This is a genomic window from Sphingobium phenoxybenzoativorans (assembly GCF_018286635.1).
In the GTDB taxonomy this organism is placed as follows: Bacteria; Pseudomonadota; Alphaproteobacteria; order Sphingomonadales; family Sphingomonadaceae; genus Sphingobium; species Sphingobium phenoxybenzoativorans.
Genome location: NZ_CP073910.1, coordinates 2,870,682 through 2,894,899, shown reverse-complemented (window position 1 = coordinate 2,894,899; position 24,218 = coordinate 2,870,682). Strand labels below are relative to the sequence as shown.

Genomic DNA, 24,218 nt, shown 5'->3' with positions numbered 1-24,218 from the left:
CGGTGACGGCCGCCCACTGTCATCCGGCCGCGGGAGGGCCGCGAGGGAGGATGACTGCGAAAAGGCCGGTTGGCGCTATCTGGTCGCTTTGTGACGTGAATGCGGGCGATAGCGTCGCGATGGCGATTGTCTGAACAGCGTTTGCCGACGCGATTGCCAGATCATGCCAGGATCGCCAACCACCATGGGGTGCGGGCTTTATGCTGTCCTTGTCCGCAATCTTTTCTACCGCTGGCACGGCCTTGGTCGATTTTGCGCGCAGGGCAACGACCGAATTGGACGGATTGAAAGCGGACCCGCGGGATTCGCTGCCCGGCAGGCCGGACGGCACAATCGCGCATAGCAAGGCGGTTGCGATGGCGAGCCAAAGCGCGCCGAGAAACGGCAGTTTTTCCGTCAGGCGCCGAGGTTTCGATTCGCTCACATGCTATCAATGACCCAAGGAGCGATGGGTTGCACTAACGTAACGATGAAAAGAGGCCGTCAGCCGCTTTTTCCGGCCGGAAACCCGGCCGGGACGGCGCTTCAGGCGGCTTTCGCCTCGCGCAGTTCAAGCCGGTCCCAGATTTCCACCAGCGCGCTGACCAGTTCCCGCATCATGCTCTCGTCATGCGCCGGACCAGGGGTGAAGCGAAGCCGTTCCGTGCCGCGGGGGACGGTGGGATAATTGATGGGCTGCACATAGACGCCATATTCGGCGAGCAGGATATCGCTGATCCGCTTCGCCTTCACCGGATCGCCGACCATCAGGGGCACGATATGGGTGGTGGAGGGCATGACAGGCAGGCCGGCCTCACCCATCATGGCCTTGAGCCGGGCGGCGGCGGCCTGCTGGCCCTGGCGCTCCTCGCTCGATGACTTGAGATGGCGGACGCTGGCGAGCGCGCCTGCAACCAGAACCGGCGACAGAGAGGTGGTGAAAATGAAGCCGGGCGCATAGCTGCGGATCACATCGACGATCATCTGGTCGGCGGCGATATAGCCGCCCATCACGCCGAACGCCTTGCCCAGCGTTCCCTCAATGATGGTCAGGCGGCCGGCAACCTCATCCCGGTCGGAAATGCCGCCGCCGCGCGGGCCATACATGCCCACCGCATGAACCTCATCCAGATAAGTGAGGGCATTGAACTCGTCGGCAAGGTCGCAGAGCGCCGAGATCGGCGCGACGTCGCCATCCATCGAATAGACCGATTCGAACGCGATCAGCTTCGGCGCTTCGGGATCGGCGGCGGCCAGAAGCTCCCGCAGATGCTCGACATCATTGTGGCGGAACACCTGCTTCTCACAGCCCGAATTGCGAATGCCCGCAATCATCGAGGCGTGATTGAGTTCGTCCGAGAAGATGATGCAGCCCGGCAGCAGCTTTGCCAGCGTGGAAAGGGTCGCCTCATTCGAGACATAGCCGCTTGTGAACAGCAGCGCCGCTTCCTTCCCATGCAGGTCTGCAAGTTCGCTTTCCAGATCAACATGATAGTGGGTGTTGCCGCCGATATTGCGAGTGCCGCCGGACCCAGCGCCGACATCGTGCAGCGCTTCTTCCATCGCGGCGATGACCTTGGGATGCTGACCCATGGCGAGATAATCGTTGGAGCACCATACAGTGATCGGCTTCGGCCCATTATGGCCGTGAAAGCAGCGTGCGTTGGGGTAAGCGCCCTTGTTGCGCAGGATATCGATAAAGACCCGGTAACGGCCCTCGCCATGAAGGCGCTCGATCGCCTGGCTGAAGATGTGCTTGTAATTCACGCCTTAATCCCGCTTCCTCATCCCCTTATCCGGGGCATTTATACGCTGAACCAAGGATTTGCCAGCGATAACGGTTCGCAACTTTATGGCTATTCCCGATCACTGCAATCGGACATTCGGTCCATGTACCAAAAGGGGGCTTGCCGGGGGGCGAATGGCGATCCGCCCTATAATCCCTCAATGCGCGTGAGGCCGTAATCCATAAGCGCCGGGCGCAGCGCCTCCACATCCGGGTCGAGCCGGGTGAAAACGGCGATGCCTTCCTGCCGGGCCGCCGGCCAGGATTGTCCCTGGGTCAGATAGGCGATGCGCCGGGCAATGCCGGGACCGCCATGGGTGAAGACCAGCGGCCGGAGACTGGCGGCCTCCAGTTCCGGCTGAACCAGCGGGAAATGGGTGCAGGCAAGCACCACCACGTCCATCCGGTCGCCGCCGGGTTGATCGAACAGACCCGCCAGCGCATCCCGCGCCACGGCCGGATCGAGCGGCTCTCCGCGCAGTTTCGCTTCGGCGAGCGCGACCAGTGCGGCGGAGCCATGACGCAGAATGATGCAATCCGCGCCATGTTCGGCGGCGAGCCGGTCGACATAGGGCTGACGCACGGTGGCGTCCGTGCCGAGCACGCCTATGACGCGGCTTTTCGATTGCAGGGCGGCGGGCTTGATGGCGGGAACAGTGCCGACGACCGGGATATCGAGCGCCGATCGCACGGCCGCCAGGGCAATGGTGGAGGCAGTGTTGCAGGCGATGACGGCAAGGCGGGGGCGGTAGCGTTCGACCAGGCGGCCCAGAAGCGCCGGAACGCGGGCGGCGATTTCCGCCTCGCTCTTGGTGCCATAGGGGAAACCGGCGCGGTCGGCGGCGTAGACGATAGGCGCATTGGGCAGGGTTTCGCGGGCGGGGCCGAGGATGGAGAGACCACCGACGCCGGAATCGAAAAAGAGCAGGGGGGCATTTTCGGGGACTGACATGGGGAGGTGATGTCGGGTGATGCCGGATGGGAGTCAACAGTCTCCGGTTGTAGAATATCGCCATCGTCATCCCGGCGAAGGCCGGGATCCCGCTTCTTTTTTCCGACGGCATCGAAGGAACAGCGGGACCCCTGCCTTCGCAGGGGTGACGGACGAGGTAACAGGCCCGAGTTGGGATGACGGCAAGGTTTGGCGGCATAGCGCCACGAATCCCGTTGCCCCGGCGGACTTCGCCTCTATGATCCGCCCGCAATCGAAACCGGGGGACATTCATGCAATCGCTCTGGCAGGCTCCGGCGCTGGCGCTGCTGATCGGCTATTTGTTGGGGTCTGTACCCTTCGGCCTGCTGCTCACGCGTTTGTCGGGCGGTGGTGACCTGCGCAAGATCGGGTCCGGCAATATCGGCGCGACCAATGTCCTGCGCACCGGCAAGAAGTGGCTGGCGGCGCTGACGCTGCTGCTTGATCTGGGCAAGGGCGCAGCGGCGGTGGCGATCGGCGCGCAGATTGTTGACGGCGGCGGTGCAATGGCGGGCGTGATGGCCTTTATCGGCCATTGCTATCCCGTCTGGCTGCGCTTTGCGGGCGGCAAGGGCGTGGCGACGATGATGGGCGTGGTCGCGGCGCTATACTGGCCGAGCGGACTGGTGTTCGCGGGGGTGTGGCTGGGCGCATTATATCTGCTGCGCTATTCCTCGGTCGGCGGCATGTCCGCCGCAGTGAGCGCGCCGGTCGGCGCCTTCGCCTTCGGGCATCTGGAATTTCTGCCGCCATTTCTGGCGATGGCGCTGCTGGTGTTGTGGCGGCACAGGGCGAATATCGCGCGGCTGATGGCGGGCACGGAACCCAAGGTCGGGAAGAAAACGGACGAGGCCGCCTGAGCGTGGAGGCTGACCAGTTCGACCGGCTGCGCCTGATCCGGTCGGCGCAGATCGGCCCGGTGACCTTCCTGCAGTTGCTGGCGCGGTTCGGCACGGCGGGCGCGGCGCTACAGGCTTTGCCGGATCTGGCGGCGCGGGGCGGCGGCAAGGCGCCGCGCATCGCATCCATCGATGATGTGGAACGGGAAGTGGCGGAGACGGTGCGGCTGGGCGCGCGCTATCTGTTCCTTGGCGATCCCGGCTATCCCACTTTGCTGGGCGAGATAGAGAATCCGCCGCCGGCACTGATTTACCGGGGGAATATCGACCTGCTGGCGCGCCGATGCATCGGCATGGTGGGGGCGCGGAATGCATCGGCGGCGGCATGCCGGTTCGCGCGGATGCTGGCGCAGGAACTGGCCGAGCAGGCGAGTGTGGTGTCCGGCCTAGCGCGGGGCATCGATACGGCGGCGCATATCGGCGCGCTGGCGGGCGGCACGGTGGCGGTGATTGCGGGCGGCATCGACGTGGTGTTTCCGCCGGAAAATGCCGAGCTTCAGGAGAAGATCGCCAATGACGGCCTGTTGCTGGCCGAGATGCGGCCGGGAACGCAGCCCCATGCGCGGCATTTCCCGTGGCGTAACCGGATCATCGCCGGGGTCAGCGCCGGGACGGTGGTGGTCGAAGCCGCGCCGCGCTCCGGCTCGCTGATCACAGCAAGGCTTGCGGGAGAAGCGGGGCGGGAGGTGATGGCCGTGCCCGGATCTCCGCTCGACCCACGGGCGCAGGGGTGCAACCAGTTGATCCGTGAAGGCGCCACGCTGATCCAGTCGGCGGCGGATGTGCTGGAGGCGATTGGCCCCATCGATCCCCGGATGGTGCGGCAGGGGCGCTTGGACTTCGAAGGCGGGCCGGTGTCGCCGGATGCCGACGAGGCGTCGCGGCGGTCGGTCGCGAACCTGCTTGGCCCCGTGCCGGTGCCGGTCGATGAGGTTATCCGCCAGTCCGGCATCGTTCCGGCTATCGTTCAGACCATCTTGCTGGAGCTTGAGCTGGCGGGGCGGCTGGAGCGGCACGCCGGGGGGCGGGTGAGCGTCATTGCCTAGAGTGATTTCGAGTGAAATGGAACATTTCACGGCTCGGAAATCACGGCACAATACAAAGCTAGACCGCGATTTTGATTCAATCAAAATCGGACAAGGTCTAGGCGCTTGACGGCGGCCGCAACCCGTTTCCAGACTCGCGCGTACACGTAAGGGACCGATTCAGCATATCATGCAGCTAGTCATCGTAGAGTCGCCGGCGAAGGCGAAGACCATCGAGAAATATCTGGGCGGGGATTTCCATGTGCTGGCGTCCTATGGCCATATCCGGGACCTGCCGGCCAAGGACGGGTCGGTAAACCCCGATGACGGCTTCGCCATGTCCTGGGAGAATTATGGCGACAAGGGCAAGCAGCTCAAGGCGATCAGCGACGCCGCCAAGGGCGCGAGCCGCCTGATCCTGGCGACCGACCCTGACCGGGAGGGCGAAGCGATAAGCTGGCATGTGCAGGAGGTGCTGCGCGCCAAGAAGGCGCTGCCCCAGACGGTCGACCGGGTGACGTTCAATGCGATCACCAAGACGGCGGTGCTGGACGCGATGGCGCATCCGCGCGCGCTGGACGAGGATTTGATCGACGCCTACCGGGCGCGGCGGGCGCTGGACTATCTGGTAGGGTTCACGCTTTCGCCGGTGTTGTGGCGCAAGCTGCCGGGCGCGAAATCCGCCGGGCGCGTGCAGTCGGTGGCCTTGCGGCTGGTCGTGGAGCGCGAACGGGAGATTGAGAGCTTCACGCCGCAGGAATATTGGTCGGTCGCGGCCGAAATGGAGCAGGGCGGGCAGGGCTTCACCGCGCGCCTGACTCGCTGGAAGGGCGAGAAGATCGACCGGCTGACCATCGGCAAGGAAGGCGACGCGCTCGCCGCCAAGGCCGATGTCGAGGCGGGACGCTTCACGGTCGAGAAGGTCGAGACCAAGCCGGTCACCCGCAACCCCCCGCCGCCCTTCACGACATCGACGCTGCAGCAGGAGGCCGCGCGCAAGCTGGGCTTTTCCGCCAGCCACACCATGCGGATCGCGCAGCAGCTCTATGAGGACGGCGCGATCACCTATATGCGGACCGACGGCGTGCAGATGGACGGCAGCGCCATTTCCGCCGCGCGCAAGGCGATCTCCAACCGCTATGACGGCGCCTATGTGCCGGACAAGCCGCGCATCTACCAGACCAAGGCCAAGAATGCGCAGGAAGCGCATGAGGCGATCCGGCCCACGGACTTCTCCCGCGACAAGGTGGGATCGGGCGATCATGCGCGTCTGTACGACCTAGTTTTCAAGCGCGCCCTGGCCAGCCAGATGGCGTCGGCGCGGATGGAGCGCACGACGATTGAGCTGGTCGACGGCACCGGTCAGCATGCGCTGCGGGCCACCGGGCAAGTTGTTATTTTTCCCGGTTTTCTGGCGCTCTATGAAGAAGGCAGGGACGACAGCGAGGATGAGGACGGCAAGCTGCTGCCGCGGCTGTCCGAAGGCGATGTTCCAGCCAAGAAATCCGTCAGCGCCGAACAGCATTTCACCCAGCCGCCGCCGCGCTACAGCGAGGCGAGCCTGGTCAAGCGGCTGGAGGAATTGGGGATCGGGCGGCCGTCCACCTACGCTTCCACGCTGCAGGTGCTGAAAGACCGCGACTATGTGCGCGTGGAGAAGAACCGCTTCTTCGCCGAGGAGAGCGGGCGGCTGGTGACGGCGTTCCTGGAGCGCTTCTTCGAGCGCTATGTCTCTTACGACTTCACGGCGGGCCTTGAGGACGAACTGGACGATATTTCCGGCGGCCGGGCGCAGTGGCAGAAAGTGCTGGAAGCCTTCTGGCGCGATTTCAAGCCCAAGACCGAAGAAGTCATGGCGCAGAAGCCATCCGACATCACCGCCGAGATCGACCAGTTCCTCGCCCCCATGCTGTTTCCGCCCAAGGCGGACGGCAGCGACCCGCGCCTCTGCCCCAATTGCGGCGAGGGCAGACTGAGCCTGCGCGGCGGGCGGTTTGGGGCGTTCATCGCCTGCTCCAACTATCCGGAGTGCAAATATACCCGGAAGTTCGGCCAGCCCGGCAGCGATGGCGCGGCGGACAGCGGGCCGGAGATTCTGGGCCAGCATCCCGAAACCGGGCAGGACATCACCCGCAAGAGCGGCCGTTTCGGCCCCTATATCGAGATGGGCGAGGGCAAGGAGGCCAAGCGCGGCTCCATCCCCAAGGACCTGCCCGATGGCGAGATGACGCTGGACTGGGCGGTGAAGCTTTTGAGCCTGCCGCGCACGGTGGGCGATCACCCGGAAACGGGCAAGCCGATCGTCGCCAATATCGGCCGTTTTGGGCCGTATCTGCAGCATGACGGCAAATATGCCCGGCTGTCCTCGACCGCCGAGATATTCGAGACGGGCATGAACGCCGCCGTCGCGAAGCTGGCGGATGCAGCGAACAAGGGTCCGCGCGCGGGCGGATCGCGGGAACCGCTCAAGGTGCTGGGCGCGCATCCGCGCACGGAAGCCGAGATCAAGCTGATGGAGGGCCGTTATGGCGCCTACGTCACGGACGGCACGACCAACGCCACCCTGCCCAAGACGGTGGACAAGGACCAGTTGACGCTGGAGGAAGCAGCGCAGCTAATTGACGCCCGCGCCGCAGCCGCCCCGGCGAAGAAGGGCAAGAAGAAGGCCGCACCGAAAAAGGCGGCCGCCAAGAAGCCCGCCGCGAAGAAAGCGCCTGCTGCAAAGGCGACGGGGAAAGCGAAGGTGTAAGCCCTACGGAATGCGACCAAAGTCTAAGGTCTTCAGGGCCTTGGCCATGGCGCATTTCACGCTTCATTAAAGGCGATTTGGCATCTCTGACCCCCATATCTAGGGGCGTCGATGGTCTTGACGGTTAAGGGTTTCTGGAAGTGCCTGACGGTGCTGCTGATCAGCGCCGCCGCCCTTTTTGCGTCCCCGGCACTCGCATGCACGGTCAGCGGCACGGTGACGAACAATGTCGGCCCCTATTCCCCGGCGGCGGTCAAGGCGGGGGCGGTGCCCGCGATCAGCAATCAGGCGGGGCTTAGCTGCGGTACGGCTGTGCTGGTGCTGCTCGGCGGCAGCTATATCCGGGCGACCTTCACCAGCGCCAACAACTTCCTGCTGAAGCCATCCAGCGGCGCGAATATCAGCTACACGGCATCGGCCGATTCCAATGCGGCGGTGCCGATCACGCAAGGCGCGACCGTCGACTATATGCAGAATAACCTATTGAATTTACTTGGACTTCTTGGCGGAAGCAATGCGGCATTGCCCTTCTTCATCAAGCCGTCCAGCGCTACTTTGGTGGCGGCGGGCACCTATAGCGATGTCATCACGATCAACTGGAGCTGGCGCCTCTGTTCGGGCGTCTATGTGGCCAATGTCTGTACGCTGGGCACGCTGGATCAAGGCACGGGGCAATCAGTGATCACCGTCAACCTGACCGTCGCGCCGCAGAATATGACGATGGTGATGAGCACGACGACAACCTGGGACACGCTGAACAGCACCACCAATCCGAAGGCGTTGCCGGGCAGCAAGCGGCGGTCGTCCGTGCTGTTGACCAATCCCGATATCGTGCCGCTGGACAGCAATACCGTATCGGTCGTCGTACCGACGCCGGCGGGCACCTATATCGCGCTCGATGGCGATGGCAGTTCAGGCGGGGCGGCGATCCAGTTCACGCAGGGCAATCCGACATCCAACCTGACTTTCACCTACACATCACCCAGCAGCACGAGCGACAATGTGGAGTTTTCGTCGGACGGCGGCAGCAGTTGGGCCTATGTGCCAGTGGCGGGAGATGCGACCAGCCAGTCGGCGGTGACTCATGTCCGCCTGAAACCGCAGGGCGTCATGGCGGCAGGGTCGTCCTTCACGGTTTCCCTGCCTTACGCCGTCAAATAGCGCCTATTTGCGCGGGGCCATGCCGCCAAAAGTGACAAGGCTTTCCGACCCGTCAGCACCGACCGCCGCGACGCCGATGAAGGTATCGTCGACAATGACGTCGAGCGTGGTCGCGGTTCCATCCTTAACCACCCGGCTGTCCGCCCAGTCCTGGCTATCGGCGCGCCGCCAGTAGACACGATAAGCCGATGCGCCGGGCACTGCGTCCCAGCTTACCTTGGTATTCATCGATAGCGCGCCGTCCAGATTGACCGTAGCGGGCGCGGCGGGGGCGGAGGCGAGGGTGGTGAGCGCAGCGATATTGAGCGCCGTCACCTTCGCCAGATAGGGGAAATCCATGCCGTCAACCGTGTCGCCATAGACGCGGCCATTTTCGGTCCGCAGATTTTGGTGCTGGCGGTCGTAATTCTCGATGCCGACGGTGAAGCGGACCGCCGGGAAGCCGAGGTCGAGGAAAGGCGAATGGTCGCCGCCGCGGCCGAAACGGTCCGGGCGGCGGATGGCGAAGACGTCAAGGCCGATGGAGGGTTCCGCCTTGGCGATGGCGTCGACCTTCTTCGCCAGGGCGCGGGACGGGCCGTCATCCTCCCCGCCGATCGCGCGGCGGACGAGGGTCGCCTTGGGATCTTCGGAGGCGCGCGCGCCTTCGGAAAAGACACGGACCCGGTCAGCCACGCGGGTTCCGTCCTGGCCGACCGTATTGCCGACGATGTCGTTGTTCAGCATGGCGCGCACCTGCCAGCCGCGCTCCTTGGCGGTGCGGGCGAGCAACTGTCCGCCCCACAGCCCCTGTTCCTCGCCGGAGAGCAGGGCGTAGACGATCGTCGCCTCAAACTTTCGTCCGGCAAGGATGCGGGCGGCCTCCATGACAAGGGCGCTGCCTGATGCATTGTCGTTCGCGCCAGGGGCGTCGCTGGTAACATCCATGACGTCGGAGACGCGGCTGTCGATATGGCCGGCGACGATGACCACCTGATTGGGATCGCCCGCGCCGCGCTGAATGGCGAGGACGTCCACCACCTCGACCCCCTGTGGAGCGCGCGGACCGGAGAAGGGACCGGCGATGTTCTCGACCGTCAGACAGCCGCCGCAGCCCTTGCCGATCCTTTCGAACTCGGCGGTGGCCCAGCGGCGTGCGGCGCCGATCCCGCGTTTCTTGTCGGTGGTGGAGGACAGGGTATGGCGGGTGCCGAAGCTGACCAGCTTTTCGACCGTGGCTTTCAGCCGGTCCGGGCTGGGTTGCGGATTATTGGCGGGCGCTGGAGCGGCCGCGATCAGCAGCAGGGGGAGGAGGCGTTTCATGACGCCATCATGCCCCCTGCGCAGGCGTGGTTCAACCGGACACCAATGCCGCCGCCCAGAGTTTGTCTTGATATGTGGGAGATTTAGCGTGCTCCTGCGAAAGCAGGAGCCCAGTCCTGCCCTCTGAACTGGGCTCCTGCTTTCGCAGGAGCACGCCTCAGTCGGAGCAGGGCAAAGTCTAGAGGCGAGACAGCGCGAAGTTTAGAGCCGGGGCAGGGTAACGCCGCGCTGGCCCATATATTTGCCCGCGCGGTCGGCATAGCTGGTCTCGCACGGCTCATTGCCCTGCAGGAACAGGAACTGGCAGGCCCCTTCATTGGCGTAGATTTTCGCGGGCAGCGGCGTGGTGTTGGAAAATTCCAGCGTCACATGCCCCTCCCAGCCTGGCTCCAGCGGCGTGACGTTCACGATAATGCCGCAACGGGCATAGGTGGACTTGCCAAGGCAGATGACCAGCACGTCGCGCGGAATGCGGAAATATTCGACCGTGCGGGCCAGCGCGAAGCTGTTGGGGGGGATGATGCAGCAGTCGGTCTTGCGGTCGACCAGGCTGTTGCCATCGAAGTCCTTGGGATCGACTATACTGCTGTTAACATTGGTGAAAATCTTGAACTCGTCCGACACGCGCGCATCATAGCCGTAGGAGGAGAGGCCGTAGCTGATGCAGCCGTCGCGCTTCTGCGCCTCCACGAACGGCTCGATCATGCCGGTTTCGAGGGCCTGGGTGCGGATCCACTTGTCGGAAAGTATGGCCATGAGCGTCAGGCGTCCCTTGATTCAATTGCGGCGCGGGCAAGGCCGGGGGTTATGCCCAGATTGGCGGGTCCGAAGGCGGCGGGCAGGAGGGCGGCGACGCTGTGCGTCTGCACGGCATCGCCCTCCGCAGCGGCACAGAGGATAGCGAGGGTGCGCCCGGCCATCTGTTCGGCCTCGTTCATGATCTGGCGGCAGCGGCCACAGGGGGTGACGACGGCCGCGCCCCCAATGCGTCCCGCATCGTCGATCGCACCGCCCGCAACGGCGATCGCCTCAATATCCGTCAGCCGCCCCTGCGCATTGGCGGCGGCGATGGCGACGGTTTCGGCGCAGAGCGACAGGCCGTAGCTGGCATTCTCGAAATTGCTGCCCTGGATGATCGTGCCGTCGATCAGGCGCACGGCGGCGCCGACCGCGAACCGGCTGTAGGGCGCGTGGGCGTGATGCATGGCGGCGCGGGCGGCCGCGACGAGGGACTGGACGGAAGCAGGGGTGGGGGAGTCTGTCATGGCGCCACGACATCCCATTCCACCGGCGCATCGACCCCGTCAAGGCGGCGCATGTTCGAGGCCGTCCACATCACCCAGGCGCGCCCGGCATAGTCGGGCTTCAGGAAATTGCGGTCCAGCCACAGGGTGCGGTAAATGCCGCCGCCGACATCGTACAGGTCATTGAAATCCTTCGACATGCGCACCACCGCCGTCTTGCCGCTATGCGCCTCTATCAGGTTGAGGAAGGTGTTGAGGCTGGCAAGCACGGAATCCCGGCTCGGGCGCTTGCCGCAATCTGGATTGAACGCCAATCGCACCACGGGCGGGAGCGCCGCATTGTCGCGCGGCACGGTGGTCACGAACATCGTCGCCTGATCGGCGGCGGGGGCACACAAGGAAAAGTCGTGCATGGCGCCGTAGCGCAGGCCGACCTTCCGCGCGCCGGCCCAGTTGGCGGCAAAGGCGGGGTCCCGGTAGGCCGCCCCGGCGGACGCGCGGATATAGGCGAAATCGGCATGGCTGGCGTGCAGCGTGCCCCAGTCGATCGCGCCCGACGTCGAGTCGACGGACACGCCCTGCACGGGATAGTCCCCGCGGGACGGCTCCCACCGTCCGGCATAGACCCAGGCGGCGGAGGCGAGCATGGCGAGGAGAATGAGAGCAAGCCCGGCACGGAACAGCGTGCCGCGATAGGTTGTCCGCGCCATTGCCTCAGCCCTTGATGTGCAGGACGCAGATGAGCGTGAACAGGCGGCGGGCGGTATCGAAATCGACCGTGACCTTGCCCTCCAGCCGCTCCTTCAGGATTTCGGCGGCTTCGTTGTGAATCGCGCGCCGGGCCATGTCCACGGTTTCGATCTGCTGGGCGGTCGCGTTGCGGATCGCCTGATAATAGCTGTCGCAGATCGCGAAATAATCCTTGATCGGCCTGCGGAACCGGGCGAGGCCGAGAATGATCGCCTCCAGCGGCGTGCCGTCCTCCCGGTCGATCTCTATCGCCAGGCGGCCTTCCTCCACGCGCAGGCGGACCTTGTATGGCCCGGCATAGCCGTCCGGCTGTTCGCGCTGGGGCGCGAAATGATTTTCTTCGAGCAGGTCGAAGATCGCGATCCGCCGTTCCTGCTCGACATCGGCATTGCGCCAGATGATCGTTCGCTGGTCCAGCTCAATATCTATGATGCGCGGATCGGCCATAAGAGGGGACAGTCACTGCGGCGGGAAGGCAGGAATTGCAAGGGGCTGCGCGGCGGCGCGGCGCGGCGGGCAAGTTTTGCACAGCTTCTCCACAGCCTGTTCCCATGCCGATCCACAGGGCCGTCGCGCCTTTGGTCTTGCTCCCTTGGCCCAAGAGGAGGATGATAAGGCCATGGTCGAACCGATGAGAGTATTACAGGCGACGGACCCCGCGCGCCCTGAACTTCCCCGCAATGTCGAGGCGGAGGCGGCGCTTCTGGGCGCGCTGATGATCGACAATCGAATCGCCGAGGACGTGCAGATGAAGCTGCGCGCCGAGCATTTCTACGAGCCGCTGCACGGGCGCGTCTATGAAGCGATCATGAAACTGCTTGAGCGGAACATGATCGCCAATCCGGTGACGTTGAAGCCGCTGGTGGAGAGCGATCCGGCGCTCAAGGAACTGGGCGGGCCGGCCTATCTGGCGCAACTGACTGGCAATGGCGCGGCGCTGATCGGCGCGCGGGACTTTGCGGCGCAGATCTATGACCTCGCCCTGCTGCGGCAATTGGTGGAGGTTGGCCGCGATCTGGTTGAACAGGCGCTGGACACCAGCGAGGATGTCGACCCGCGCGGGCAGATAGAGGCGGCGGAAGTCGCGCTCTACAAGGTGTCGGAAGGCGACGGCGAGACTGGATCGGTCAAGAACTTCCTGCAGGCGAGCACCATGGCGGTGCAGGTGGCGGAGCGCGCGCTGAACAGCGGCGGCCATTTGTCGGGCATCACCACGGGCCTGACCAGCCTCAACGAGAAGATCGGCGGCCTGCACAATTCGGACCTCATGATCCTGGCGGGACGTCCGGGCATGGGCAAGACGTCGCTGGCGACGAACATCGCCTATAACGCCGCCTCGCGCTGGCTGCGGGACGATGCGGACGGGATCGAGCCGGCCAAGAATATGGGCGCGCGCACGGCCTTTTTCAGCCTGGAAATGTCGGCGGATCAGCTCGCCACCCGCGTTCTCGCCGAACAGTCGGGGATCAGCGGCGAGGCGCTGCGCATGGGCAAGATCAGCCGGCAGGATTTCCAGAATCTGTCGCGTGCGGCTCGCGAATTGCAGGAATTGCCGCTCTACATCGACGATACGCCGGGCCTGACGATCGCGGCGCTGCGCACGCGGGCGCGGCGTTTGAAGCGGCGGCACGACATTGGCTTCATCGTCGTCGACTATCTCCAGCTTCTTCAGGGCACGTCCAAATCGGGCGACAACCGTGTGCAGGAAATCTCCGAAATCTCGCGCGGATTGAAAACGCTGGCCAAGGAGCTGAACGTGCCGGTGCTGGCGCTGTCCCAGCTCAGCCGCGCGGTCGAACAGCGCGAGGACAAGCGGCCGCAGCTATCGGACCTGCGCGAATCGGGATCGATCGAGCAAGACGCCGACATGGTGTGGTTCGTGTTCCGCGAGGATTATTATGTGTCCGCCCGCCAGCCGCGCGATACGGAGAGCGAGGAACATAAGCAGTGGGCGGAGGAGATGGAGCGCATCTATGGCCTGGCCGAATTGATCATCGCCAAGCAGCGCCACGGCGCGACCGGCAAGGTGCGCATGAAATTCGACGCCAAGATCACGCGGTTCAGCGATCTGGCCGAGGACGCCTATGCGGGGTCCAGTTACGACGATTAACCTGTGCTGGTGACAGGCGATCCCCATTCCCGTTCGGGCTGAGCCTGTCGAAGCCTTGTCCTGCACTTCGAAGGAAAGGACAGCCCTTCGACAAGCTCGGGGCGAACGGAGTCGATGTAGCCGAGGCGATCAAGTGTTCCTGCGAAAGCAGGAGTCCAGTTCAGGCGGCAGATCTGGGCTCCTGCTTTCGCAGGAGCACTGTGGAAGTAGGCGGCGAATATCCGCCTATGTCGCGACGCTCTTGATCCACCCGTCGACTTGCCGCTCCAATATCGACAGCGGCATCGGGCCTTGCTTAAGAATCTCGTGGAATTGCTTGATATCGAAGCGTTTCCCTAGAGCATCCTGCGCCTTCTTCCGCGCAGCGACCCATGTGCCGTGGCCGACCTTGTAGCTGCACGCCTGCCCGCCCTGGGTGCAGTAGCGCTCGACTTCGCGCTGCGAACGGGGACGGGCGAAGCCGGTTTTCTGGACCAGATAGTCGGTCGCCTGTTCGCGGGTCCATTTCTTCGTATGGATGCCGGTATCGACAACCAGCCGCGCGGCGCGGAACAGGAAGGATTGGAGATAGCCCGCCCGCTCCAGCGGGGTGGCGTAGCCGCCAAGCTCGTCGGCAAGCTGCTCGGCATAGAGCGCCCAGCCTTCGCCATAGGCGCTCATGAAGCCGACCTTGCGGATCATCGGGATATCGGTCGAAAGCTGCGCGATCGAATTCTGGAGATGATGGCCCGGAACGCCCTCATGATAGGTGAGCGAGGGCAGGGAATATTTCGGCCAGTCGCCGACATCCTTCAGGTTGATGAAGTAGATGGCCGGGCGGGAGCCGTCGAGCGCGGCGCGGTTATAATAGCCGTTGGATGCGCCATCCTGAATCTCCACGGGGACGGCGCGGATTTCCAGCGGCACGTTGGGCACGGTCGCAAAGACCTGCGCCAGTTTCGCCTGCATGGCGGCGTTGCTGCTGTTCAGGCCGTCGATCAGGGTAGTCCTGCCCTCGGCGGTATTCGGATAAAGCTGTTCCGGTGAGACGTTGAGAGCGGCGAGGCGGGCGCCGACTTCGCCCTGGGTCATGCCCTGCGCCTTTAATATGGCATCAAGGGCGCCGCTGATTTCAGCGACTTGATCCAAGCCCATCTGGTGCACCTGATCCGGCGTCAGGTCGGTGGTCGTCGCCTGATTGAGCGCGGCAGCGTAGATCGCGTCCCCCTGCGGCACGCGCCAGACGCCATCGCCTGCCGCGGTTTTCGGCCGCAGTTCCCTGAGGAGCGCAATCTGGCGGTCGAGGGCGGGATAGACGGCGGCCTCGACGATTTTGGCGGCCTGGGCCTGCCAGTCGCCGGGGATGTTTTTGGCGGCCGCGCGTTTCGCGAGGGACTGAACGATGCTGCTCGACGCGGCGGGCTGACCGCGCAGCTTCTCCATCTGCGCCAGGGTCAGGTCCAGCGACCAGCCGGGCGCGAGATAGCCGCGCGCCGCCTCCGCCTTCTGCACGGCGGTATCGGTGTCGAGCGATGCGGCGAAGGCGTCGAGCCGGGCGAGATAGGCGTCGCAATCGTCCTTCGCCGCGATCGTGTGAGCGGTGTTGAGGAAATCGGGGGTCGAGAAATAGGCGCCGCCCTGCTGGAAGATCCGGTAGGGCCGGATGACCGAGGCGAGGCCGAAGCGTTCCGGCGCGACGGTCTGCTGCTCCAGCGTGTAGGCGACAATCTCGCGGTTGAGCGCGGCGGCGGGCGAGAGAGGCTTGCCCTTGAAGGCGTTTACCTCCGCCAGACCCTGCTTCGCCAGCGCGAGGCGGCGTTTGATGCCGGTGTCGCTATTATCGTCCAGCTTCGCCTTCGCCGTGGCGCGATCGCCCTTGGCGAGACCGAGGCTGGTCACCAATTGGGGCGAGTTGTCCAATGTCCGCTGAAAGATCGTGTCGAAGGCGGCATTGAGTTGCTGGTCAGCATTGCCGGTCTGCGCCAGCACGCCCCGCGCGCCTGCGGCAAGGACGGTGGCTCCGGCGGCGGCGATAAAGTGTCGGCGATCCATGCGTCGCATTCCTCCTGTTACCCCCGAAAAGAGGGTCTAGGCGGAATTGGCGCGGCGGAAAACCCCGCTGCGGTGAGCCGTCAGTCCAGGAAAATCTGACGGCGGTAGAGTTTTGCGCTGGTCTGGAACAGGGCGCGCGTCGATGGACCGGCGCGATCGAGCAAGCGATCCACCTGTTCCGGCAAGTGACCATCATCGCCGGTGCCATCGTCAAAGGCCATCGCCCACTGGCCGAACTGCCGTTCGGTCACATATTCCTCGCCGACGATCACAAGGCCATGATGGCGCGGGTCGCGCTGGATGAGGGCATAGATGCGTTTCACCGCATCCTCCGTACCCTCCAGCACCTGGACAAAGCGGCGGGAGTTGAACAGCAACAATCCCGTGACGTCATGTTCAGCGTTCCGGCCACGCGCCTCCGCCAGAATGGTTTCGCATTCGGCGACATCAATGCCGTCGCGAGCGGTACTGATGTAGGTGAGCTGGAAAACGCCTGTCATACAGGTATCATAACAGCAGCAGAACAAGCTGCACTGATCTGGATCAACCCCAGTTTGCCGCCTTCATTATCTGAATCGCGATGTGTTCCTGCGAAAGCAGGAGTCCAGTTCAGACATGGGGCCTGGACTCCTGCTTTCGCAGGAGCACGGTTTTGCCCGAAGATGGATTGGACGCTTTAGAAAACGGGCTGGTTGGCCGGGTCTTCCGCGTCGCCAATGGGGGTGGACGGCGTGTGGATGCCGCATTCCACCTTGTCCCATCCGCGCCAGCGCCCGGCGCGGGGATCCTCGCCCTCCTGCACTTTCGATGTGCAGGGTTCGCAGCCGATCGAGAGGTACCCCTGCGCCTCCAGCGGATGGCGGGGCAGGTTGTGCGCCTCGAAATAGGTCTCCAGATCGGCCTTGGTCCAGTCGCCCAGCGGGTTGAGCTTCAGGCGGCCATTCTCGACCTCGAAACGGGGGATGTTCTGCCGGGTGACGGACTGGAACGCCTTGCGGCCGGAAATCCAGGTGTCGAGACCCTCCTTGGCGCGGGCCATCGGCTCAACCTTGCGGATTTCGCAGCAGCCGTCCGGGTCATAGGACCAGCGCAGACCGGTCTCGTCCTTCTTCGCAATCACGTCTGGATCGGGAACGACCGTGAAGCTGTTCTGGATGCCGAATGCGGCGACCAGCGTGTCGCGATATTCCAGCGTTTCCGGGAACATCTTGAGCGTATCGACGAAAATCACCGGCACGGAGGGGTCCGCCTGCGCGATCAGGTGCAGCAGCACGGCGCTTTCAGTGCCGAAGGACGAAACGGTCGCGACATTGCCCAGCACGCCCTCGGCAAAGAGGGTGCGGAGCATCGCATCCGTTTCCACGCCCGCGAACCGCGCGTTGAGCGCATCCGCATCCGCCTGGGTAAAGGCGGGGCGGGCGTCGATCACGTCAAGCTGGCGGGCGGCGGCTTCAGCCATCTATTTTCTCCGGGTGGCGCTTCGCCCAGACGGGCGTGCGGCCATCAATGGTCTTTTGATAAACGTCATCGTAACGCTCCAGCGACGCCTTCACGACGGCATCGTCGAGCGGATGATTGGGCTTGAATACGTCGAAGCCGCAGCGGCGCATGGCGGGAAGCTGATCGACCAGAACGTCGCCCACGGCGCGCAGTTCGCCCTCATAGCCTGCCTCGCGCAGAATACGGGCGGCCGAATAGCCACGGCCGTCGCCGAACGCGGGGAAGTTCACTTCCACGAGCGATAGGCGATCCAGATGCGGCAGCAGGTCGCGCGCATCCTCGCCCGGCTCGATGCGGACGGCGGTGGCGTTCGACTGGCCGGTGAAGGCCTCGACCGTGACGGCGGGCTCCTGTGCGGCGTCGCCGGTGCGGAAGGACAGGAACTCAGCCATAGATGGCCTCCTTGAAAGGCTTCATGCCGAGACGGCGATAGGTATCGAGAAAACGCTCGCCCTCCTGCCGTTCGGAAACATAGAGGTCGGTGACTTTCTCGATGGCATCGACAATGCCGTCCTCGCCAAAGCCGGGGCCGGTGATCGTGCCGATGCTGGCGTCCTCCGCACCCGATCCGCCGAGCAGGAGCTGGTAATTCTCCACGCCCTTCCGGTCGACGCCAAGGATGCCGATATGACCGGCATGATGGTGGCCGCAGGCGTTGATGCAGCCGGAAATCTTGAGCTTCAGCTCGCCGAGATCACGCTGGCGCTGCGGGTCGGCGAAGCGCTGCGCGATCTTCTGCGCGACCGGGATGGAGCGGGCGTTGGCGAGGCTGCAATAATCCAGGCCGGGACAGGCGATCATGTCGGTGATGAGGTCAAGGTTCGACGCGCCGAGGCCCGCCTCGTCCAGTTGCTGCCACAGCGTGTAGAGGTCCGCCTTCTTCACATAGGGCAGGACGATATTCTGGGCGTGGGTGACGCGCACCTCATCCATCGAATAGCGCTCGGTCAGGTCGGCGATCAGCTCAATCTGCTCGGCCGAGGCGTCGCCGGGGATGCCGCCGGTGGGCTTCAGGCTGATATTGACGATCGCATAGCCGGGCTGCTTGTGCGCGACGACATTCTGGTCGAGCCAGAGAGCGAAGTCGGGATCGGAGCGGTCCACCGCTTCCGGCAGGCCGGTTTCATAGGCCGGATCGGCGAAATAGGCGCGAATACGGTCAAGCTCGGCCACGGGCGGGTCAATGCCCAGCGTCTTCATATGGGCGAATTCTTCCTCGACCTGACGGCGATATTCGTCAGCGCCGAGTTCATGGACGAGGATCTTGATCCGCGCCTTATACTTGTTGTCGCGGCGGCCGTAGCGGTTGTAGACGCGCAGGCATGCCTCGGCATAGGAGATCAGCTCCTCCTCCGGCACGAAGTCGCGGATTTCCGGGGCGATCATAGGCGTGCGGCCCATGCCGCCGCCGACGAAGAATTTCGCGCCGACCTTTCCGTCGCGCTTCACCAGCTCAATGCCGATGTCATGCAGGCGCATCGCCGCGCGATCTTCTTCGCTGGCGATGACGGCGATCTTGAACTTGCGCGGCAGGTAGGTGAATTCCGGGTGGAAGGTCGACCATTGGCGCAGCAGCTCCGCCCAGGGACGGGGATCGGCGACCTCGTCAGCGGCGGCCCCGGCATATTGGTCGGAGCTGATGTTGCGGATGCAATTGCCGCTGGTCTGGATGGCGTGCATCTCCACCGTGGCGAGATCGGCCAGGATGTCCGCGGCGTCCTCCAGCTTGATCCAGTTATACTGGATGTTCTGGCGGGTGGTGAAATGGCCGTAGCCCTTGTCATATTTGCGCGCGATATGGCCGAGCATGCGCATCTGCTTGCCCGACATCGTGCCATAGGGAACGGCCACGCGCAGCATATAGGCGTGTAGCTGGAGATAGAGGCCGTTCATCAGGCGCAGGGGCTTGAACTGATCCTCGGTCATCTCACCGGCAAGGCGGCGGCGGGCCTGGTCGCGGAATTCCTCCACGCGGGCGTCGACGATCTCCTGATCATATTGGTCGTAACGATACATGGGTTCAGGCCTTCACGATTGGGATATCGGCGTTGATGGCGAGGTCCGTGCGGACGGTCGGTCCGCTCGCCCGGATGCGTTCCTTGATGTGCAGGGGCAGGGGGCCGGAAGCGGTGGCTTCGGCCTCCACGGAATAACCGGCATTGACGTTCCGCGCGGCGCTTTCGCGCGCAAGGATGGCGTCCGCCTCGCTGCCCGCATCCACGGCCTCGCCGACATGGCGGGACCAGCCGGAACCCGTCCACCAGATCACGTCCCCCGACGCCAGGTCATTTCCAGTCAGCAAAATCACGCAAGACTCTCCGCATATGCCGCAATGGCGGCCAGTTTATCCTTGGCGTTCGAACGCAGCACGACTTCGCCGACGACGATCAGCGCGGGGCTTTTCACGCCCTCGCGCACGACCATGTCGCCCAGGTCGGCCAGCAGCGAGCGCATGGCCCGGCTGTCGCCGCGCGTGCCCTTTTCGAGAACCGCGACCGGCGTGGCGGGCGAAACGCCGTCCGCCATCAGCTTGTCGGCAATGTCGGACGCTGTCGCGACGCCCATATAGATGACCAGCGTGCGGCCCTTGCCGGCAAGGCCCGACCAGTCCTGATCGGTGAGGCCCTTGCACTGCCCGGCGACAAAGGTGACGGCGCTGGAGGCATCACGATGGGTGAGGGGAAGCTGAGCCTCCGCCGCGCAGCCGATCGCCGCGCTGATGCCGGGGACGACTTCCACCCGCACGCCGGCGGCGCGGCAGGCTTCTACTTCCTCACCACCACGGCCGAAGATGAAGGGGTCTCCGCCCTTCAGTCGAACGACATCCTTGCCGGAGAGCGCCTCGCGCACCAGCAGGGCGTTGATTTCCTCCTGAGGCAGCGAATGGCGGCTGCGGCTCTTGGCGACGGAAATGCGGCGCGCATCAGGCCGGATCATGCCCAGGATCGCGGGATCGACCAGCCCGTCATGCACCACCAGGGATGCGGCGGCCAAAAGGCGCGCGGCGCGCAGCGTCAGCAGCTCCGGGTCGCCTGGACCCGCGCCGACCAGATACACTGTTCCAGGCGTAGAATTATTCATGCTGCCCAGATGCCCCCCGTCTCGCTGCATCGCAACGGAGAATGTATATGCGTGAGGCTAGTAAATGTTTCGTTGCGGGATGTGCGGGACTGTTCGGGGGCGGGTGGAATGGGTGGTTAGGGGACTGTCTGGTTATGAGAGAGCATTCGCATGAAGCGGACGATGTTGCTTTGCTCTAACACAGCGGAGATAAAGCCATGTGGCACGTCTTATTACATCATTTATCGCCCTTCTAGGCGTCTTGTCTGCTGAAGCGGCAATAGGCTGTAGCCCTGCGAAATTAACTCAAACGACATCGGAAACGAAAGTGATGGCACGGAAGGCCTTCCAGTCAGCACAAACGATAGCTGATGTGGAGGTAATCGCCGTTGGGGACGATACAGGAAACGGTGCAGTCCTGAAGGCCTTAAAGGTTTGGAAGGGGATACCGAAGAAAGCCTTCAATATCCAAGTCAGGACATCGTGCGACATTGGTTTCTGGCAGAATGGCAACCGGTTGCGATTGATCTTGGCCGGCGGCCCCGAGCATTTTTCAGCGAGCCAAATTAGTAATGGGGTGCTGACTGGTGACAGCGCAGTTTTTAGCCGCGAGCTTGACCGCATAATCGGCAGTAACCGACCGCGCGATTTTCGCCAACCCAACACGATATATGACAACTAACGGCCGCCCAAACACTACCTGTGAGAGTCTACAACTGGTCGTTAGCCGACCAACCCACCCTCACTTCACTGCCGAAGCCGTCTCCACATCCCGCAACCCAACCCCCATCGTCGCCCTCGGCTGGTCCGCCTCCGACGACACGACCGGATAGGCGCAATAGTCGGCGGCATAATAGGCGCTGGGGCGGTGGTTGCCCGAAATGCCGACGCCGCCGAACGGCGCGGCGGAGGATGCGCCGTTGGTCGGCTTGTTCCAGTTGACGATGCCCGCGCGGATATTGGCCCAGAACTGATCGTAATGGCTAGGCGATCCGCCGATCAGCGAGGCGGACAGGCCGAAGCGGGTGTTGTTCGCCTCCGCAATCGCCGTGTCGAAATCGGGGACGCGAATGATCTGCAGCAGCGGGCCGAACAGCTCAATATCCGGCCGTTCGGGCATGTCCGTCACGTCGATCATGGCGGGGGAGACGAAGGGCAGGTTCGCCTTCGGCCGGACCATATGCTTGATCGGCCGTCCGCCATTGCTCATCAGGATCAGGAAGCTTTCGGTCAGGCCGTCCGCCGCCAGATTGTCGATGACCGGACCCATATAGGGCGTGGGATCGGCATGGGGATGGTCGATCACCATCCGGTCGGCAAGCTGCTTCACCTCCGCGATCAGCAGCGGGGCGAGACTTTCCTTGACGATCAGACGCTTGGCGGCCGTGCAGCGCTGCCCCGCCGACAGGAAGGCCGACTGGGCGATGAGGACGGCGGCGCTGGCGATATCGGGCGTGTCCCAGGCGATGATCGGATTGTTGCCGCCCATTTCCAGGGCGAGGATCTTGTCCGGCCTGTCCGCGCATGCCTTGTTGATGGCGATGCCGGTTGCTGCGGAGCCGGTGAACAGGATGCCGTCTATGCCGGGATGGGATGTCAGGGCGCGTCCTTCATCGGGGCCGCCGATCACCAGCCGCACCACATCCTCCGGCACGCCCGCCTTGTGATAGAGATCGACCAGCATCGCGCCGACCGCCGGGGTCTTTTCCGATGGCTTGAATACGACGGCATTGCCCGCGATCAGCGCAGGCACGATATGGCCGTTGGGCAGGTGCGCGGGGAAATTATAGGGGCCAAGCACGGCCATGACGCCATGCGGCTTGTGCCGGACGGCCTGCCGCACGCCCATTGCCCCTTCAAGGCGCTTCTGCCCGGTGCGTTCGGAATAGGCGGCGACGGAGATGTCGATCTTGCCGATGACCGCGGCGACTTCCGTGCGGGCGTCCCACAGCGGCTTGCCGGTTTCGCGGGAGATCAGGTCGACAAGATCGTCCTCGGCCGCACGGACGGCATTGGCGAAGCGGCGCAGCGTCTCCACGCGGAAGGTGAGCGGCTTTGCGGCCCAGCCGAGCCAGCCGGCGCGCGCGCGCTCGACCTCCCGGTCCACGTTGCTGATCTCGGATTCCCAGAGGTGCGCGCCGGTTGCAGGTTCGGTCGAAACAATCTTGGCTGACATGGGTACGATATGGCCGAAATGGCATGATCTTTAAAGGGGGCAAGTCCGGGAAGCGGTTCAGCCTGTTGGCGGCGCATCCCCCAGCGCATCGCCCATGGTCCGGATGGCGGCGACCTTGGCATGCAGCGGCCCCCAATCGTCGTCCCGGTCGATGGCCGACCAGATCGCTTCCACCTCGTCGATATGCATGGAACAGGGCGCGCCCTGCCGCCAGTAGGCATGGTCTGCGCGCGCGCCAGTGGGCTGGAAGGCGGAGAGCGCCTTTCTGGCGGGCCGCCACGCCTCTGCGTCATAGCCTTCGCCCCTGATATCGCCATGCCGCCAGTCGAGGAAGAAGCGGTCGATCTGCGTGCCGGTTTCGATCATCCCCTGCACCGTTGCCTGAACAAATGCGGCGGATTCGTCTTGCCCAGCCGGCATGAGGCCCAGCCGCCAGAAGAAGCGCTTCACCAGCATTTGGCCGTAGAGATCGGGAAAACGCTCAAGCTGTTCGATCAGGGGGGGCGCTTCGGACAAAAGGCGCAGGGACACGGCCAGTTGCGCCACGTCCCAGTGGATCGCCTCCGCCTGCCGACCGAAAGCGTAAAGGCCCTGATAATCGAAATAGGCGGCGGTGAAGGCGGCGTCCCATTGCGGCGTGAAGCGCCAGGGTCCGTAGTCGAAGCTTTCGCCAGTGACGTTGATATTGTCGCTGTTGAGCACGCCATGGACGAAACCCGCGATCATATAGCTGGCGGCGAGATCGGCGGTGCGCTCCACGACCCGGCCGAGAAGCTGGGCGGGCGGGTGGTCGCCGGGCGCTTCGCCGTAAAGCTGCTCCAGCGCATAGGTGACGAGCGCCTGCATCAACGCCTCATTGCGTTCATAGGCGGCGCGCTGAAAACTACCGATGCGGATATGGCTGTGGCTGAGACGGGTGAGGACGGCGGAGCGGGTGGGGGACGGTTCGTCACCGCGATAGAGTTGCTCGCCGGTTTCGATAAGCGAGAAGGTCTTGCTGGTGTTGACGCCAAGCGCCTCCAGCATTTCGGTCGCCAATATCTCGCGGACCCCGCCTTTCAGCGTCAGGCGGCCGTCGCCAGAGCGGCTCCAGGGCGTCTGGCCCGATCCCTTGGTGCCAAGGTCGAGCAGGCGGCCTGCGCCATCGCGCAACTGGGCAAAGAGAAATCCGCGGCCGTCGCCGATGTCGGGATTATAGACCTGAAACTGATGGCCGTGATAGCGGAGCGCAAGCGGCTGGGGCAGGGAACCGGAAAGCGGCCGGAACCGGCCGAAATGCGCGATCCATTCTTCATCGCTCAGATCGGCGAGGCCCACTGTCGCGGCGTGCCGGTCATTGCGGAAGCGCAGGATGGTCTGCGGAAAATCCGCAGCGGCGACGGGATCGGCAAAGCTGTCCCCCAGGCCGGTGATGAGCGTTTCGGGACGGAATTTGCTGGCTTGCAGGGGCGTGCGCATGCGGCGATATGGGGC

Annotated in this window: 23 protein-coding genes; 6 read left to right on the top strand and 17 right to left on the bottom strand. The window is 64.1% G+C overall.

Going from position 1 to position 24,218, the window contains the following annotated elements:
* Positions 1-19: 19 nt before the first annotated feature.
* From KFK14_RS14440 to murI, 3 genes are all read right to left on the bottom strand, one after another.
* A complete protein-coding gene (locus KFK14_RS14440; RefSeq protein ID WP_212608122.1) occupies positions 20-424 on the bottom strand; it encodes a hypothetical protein in 405 nt (134 codons plus the stop codon).
* Positions 425-525: 101 nt separating this feature from the next.
* On the bottom strand, positions 526-1,746 hold the full coding sequence (gene hemA, locus KFK14_RS14435) for a 5-aminolevulinate synthase (protein WP_212608121.1): 1,221 nt from the start codon (positions 1,744-1,746) through the stop codon (positions 526-528).
* 167 nt (positions 1,747-1,913) lie between these two features.
* Positions 1,914-2,717 carry a glutamate racemase gene (gene murI / locus KFK14_RS14430; RefSeq protein WP_212608120.1) on the bottom strand — a complete coding sequence of 268 codons (804 nt, stop codon included), beginning with the start codon at positions 2,715-2,717 and terminating at the stop codon, positions 1,914-1,916.
* A 272-nt stretch (positions 2,718-2,989) separates the two neighbouring features.
* Here murI and plsY point away from each other — a divergent pair, with 272 nt between their 5' ends.
* The 4 genes from plsY (at position 2,990) to KFK14_RS14410 (ending at position 8,572) form a co-directional block, all read left to right on the top strand.
* Positions 2,990-3,598, top strand: coding sequence for a glycerol-3-phosphate 1-O-acyltransferase PlsY (gene plsY / locus KFK14_RS14425; RefSeq protein WP_070155431.1), 609 nt, complete (start codon positions 2,990-2,992; stop codon positions 3,596-3,598).
* A gap of 2 nt (positions 3,599-3,600) precedes the next feature.
* Positions 3,601-4,683 carry a DNA-processing protein DprA gene (gene dprA / locus KFK14_RS14420; RefSeq protein ID WP_212608119.1) on the top strand — a complete coding sequence of 361 codons (1,083 nt, stop codon included), beginning with the start codon at positions 3,601-3,603 and terminating at the stop codon, positions 4,681-4,683.
* Positions 4,684-4,852: 169 nt separating this feature from the next.
* Entirely contained in the window at positions 4,853-7,411 is a 2,559-nt protein-coding gene (gene topA / locus KFK14_RS14415; RefSeq protein WP_212608118.1) for a type I DNA topoisomerase, read from the top strand.
* 111 nt (positions 7,412-7,522) lie between these two features.
* Entirely contained in the window at positions 7,523-8,572 is a 1,050-nt protein-coding gene (locus KFK14_RS14410; RefSeq protein ID WP_212608117.1) for a spore coat protein U domain-containing protein, read from the top strand.
* Between the two features lie 3 nt (positions 8,573-8,575).
* On the opposite strand, the gene KFK14_RS14405 is transcribed toward KFK14_RS14410, so the two are convergent.
* From KFK14_RS14405 to KFK14_RS14385, 5 genes are all read right to left on the bottom strand, one after another.
* A complete protein-coding gene (locus KFK14_RS14405; RefSeq protein WP_212608116.1) occupies positions 8,576-9,874 on the bottom strand; it encodes a M28 family peptidase in 1,299 nt (432 codons plus the stop codon).
* Between the two features lie 201 nt (positions 9,875-10,075).
* A complete protein-coding gene (gene dcd / locus KFK14_RS14400; RefSeq protein WP_070158122.1) occupies positions 10,076-10,630 on the bottom strand; it encodes a dCTP deaminase in 555 nt (184 codons plus the stop codon).
* 5 nt (positions 10,631-10,635) lie between these two features.
* Positions 10,636-11,139, bottom strand: a complete 504-nt coding sequence (locus KFK14_RS14395; RefSeq protein WP_212608115.1) for a cytidine deaminase — start codon at positions 11,137-11,139, stop codon at positions 10,636-10,638.
* Entirely contained in the window at positions 11,136-11,828 is a 693-nt protein-coding gene (locus KFK14_RS14390; RefSeq protein WP_212608114.1) for a GH25 family lysozyme, read from the bottom strand. Before KFK14_RS14390 ends, KFK14_RS14395 begins: the two co-directional genes overlap by 4 nt.
* A gap of 4 nt (positions 11,829-11,832) precedes the next feature.
* Complete coding sequence (locus KFK14_RS14385; RefSeq protein ID WP_070157746.1) at positions 11,833-12,315, bottom strand: UPF0262 family protein; 483 nt, start codon at positions 12,313-12,315, stop codon at positions 11,833-11,835.
* A gap of 172 nt (positions 12,316-12,487) precedes the next feature.
* Here KFK14_RS14385 and KFK14_RS14380 point away from each other — a divergent pair, with 172 nt between their 5' ends.
* Positions 12,488-13,978 (top strand): replicative DNA helicase, encoded by a 1,491-nt coding sequence (locus KFK14_RS14380; RefSeq protein ID WP_070157747.1) that lies wholly within the window; start codon positions 12,488-12,490, stop codon positions 13,976-13,978.
* Between the two features lie 225 nt (positions 13,979-14,203).
* On the opposite strand, the gene KFK14_RS14375 is transcribed toward KFK14_RS14380, so the two are convergent.
* The 7 genes from KFK14_RS14375 to cobA all read right to left on the bottom strand — a co-directional run bounded on the left by KFK14_RS14375 (position 14,204) and on the right by cobA (position 20,590).
* Positions 14,204-16,009, bottom strand: coding sequence for a DUF885 domain-containing protein (locus KFK14_RS14375; RefSeq protein WP_212608113.1), 1,806 nt, complete (start codon positions 16,007-16,009; stop codon positions 14,204-14,206).
* An 80-nt stretch (positions 16,010-16,089) separates the two neighbouring features.
* On the bottom strand, positions 16,090-16,509 hold the full coding sequence (locus KFK14_RS14370) for a BLUF domain-containing protein (protein ID WP_070157749.1): 420 nt from the start codon (positions 16,507-16,509) through the stop codon (positions 16,090-16,092).
* 176 nt (positions 16,510-16,685) lie between these two features.
* Positions 16,686-17,468: a phosphoadenylyl-sulfate reductase gene (locus tag KFK14_RS14365; RefSeq protein ID WP_070157750.1), complete on the bottom strand. Its 783-nt coding sequence runs from the start codon at positions 17,466-17,468 to the stop codon at positions 16,686-16,688.
* Positions 17,461-17,901, bottom strand: a complete 441-nt coding sequence (locus KFK14_RS14360) for a DUF934 domain-containing protein (RefSeq protein ID WP_212608112.1) — start codon at positions 17,899-17,901, stop codon at positions 17,461-17,463. Before KFK14_RS14360 ends, KFK14_RS14365 begins: the two co-directional genes overlap by 8 nt.
* Positions 17,894-19,525: a nitrite/sulfite reductase gene (locus tag KFK14_RS14355; protein ID WP_070157752.1), complete on the bottom strand. Its 1,632-nt coding sequence runs from the start codon at positions 19,523-19,525 to the stop codon at positions 17,894-17,896. The genes KFK14_RS14360 and KFK14_RS14355 overlap by 8 nt, the downstream gene beginning before the upstream one ends.
* A gap of 4 nt (positions 19,526-19,529) precedes the next feature.
* Positions 19,530-19,817 (bottom strand): DUF2849 domain-containing protein, encoded by a 288-nt coding sequence (locus tag KFK14_RS14350; RefSeq protein ID WP_070157753.1) that lies wholly within the window; start codon positions 19,815-19,817, stop codon positions 19,530-19,532.
* Complete coding sequence (gene cobA / locus KFK14_RS14345) at positions 19,814-20,590, bottom strand: uroporphyrinogen-III C-methyltransferase (RefSeq protein ID WP_070157754.1); 777 nt, start codon at positions 20,588-20,590, stop codon at positions 19,814-19,816. The genes KFK14_RS14350 and cobA overlap by 4 nt, the downstream gene beginning before the upstream one ends.
* 199 nt (positions 20,591-20,789) lie before the next feature.
* Here cobA and KFK14_RS14340 point away from each other — a divergent pair, with 199 nt between their 5' ends.
* Positions 20,790-21,251, top strand: coding sequence for a hypothetical protein (locus KFK14_RS14340; protein WP_212608111.1), 462 nt, complete (start codon positions 20,790-20,792; stop codon positions 21,249-21,251).
* Positions 21,252-21,311: 60 nt separating this feature from the next.
* Here KFK14_RS14340 and astD read toward each other — a convergent pair whose 3' ends face one another.
* Positions 21,312-22,745, bottom strand: coding sequence for a succinylglutamate-semialdehyde dehydrogenase (astD, locus tag KFK14_RS14335; RefSeq protein ID WP_212608110.1), 1,434 nt, complete (start codon positions 22,743-22,745; stop codon positions 21,312-21,314).
* Positions 22,746-22,802: 57 nt separating this feature from the next.
* Entirely contained in the window at positions 22,803-24,203 is a 1,401-nt protein-coding gene (locus KFK14_RS14330; protein WP_212608109.1) for a protein adenylyltransferase SelO family protein, read from the bottom strand.
* Positions 24,204-24,218: the final 15 nt, after the last annotated feature.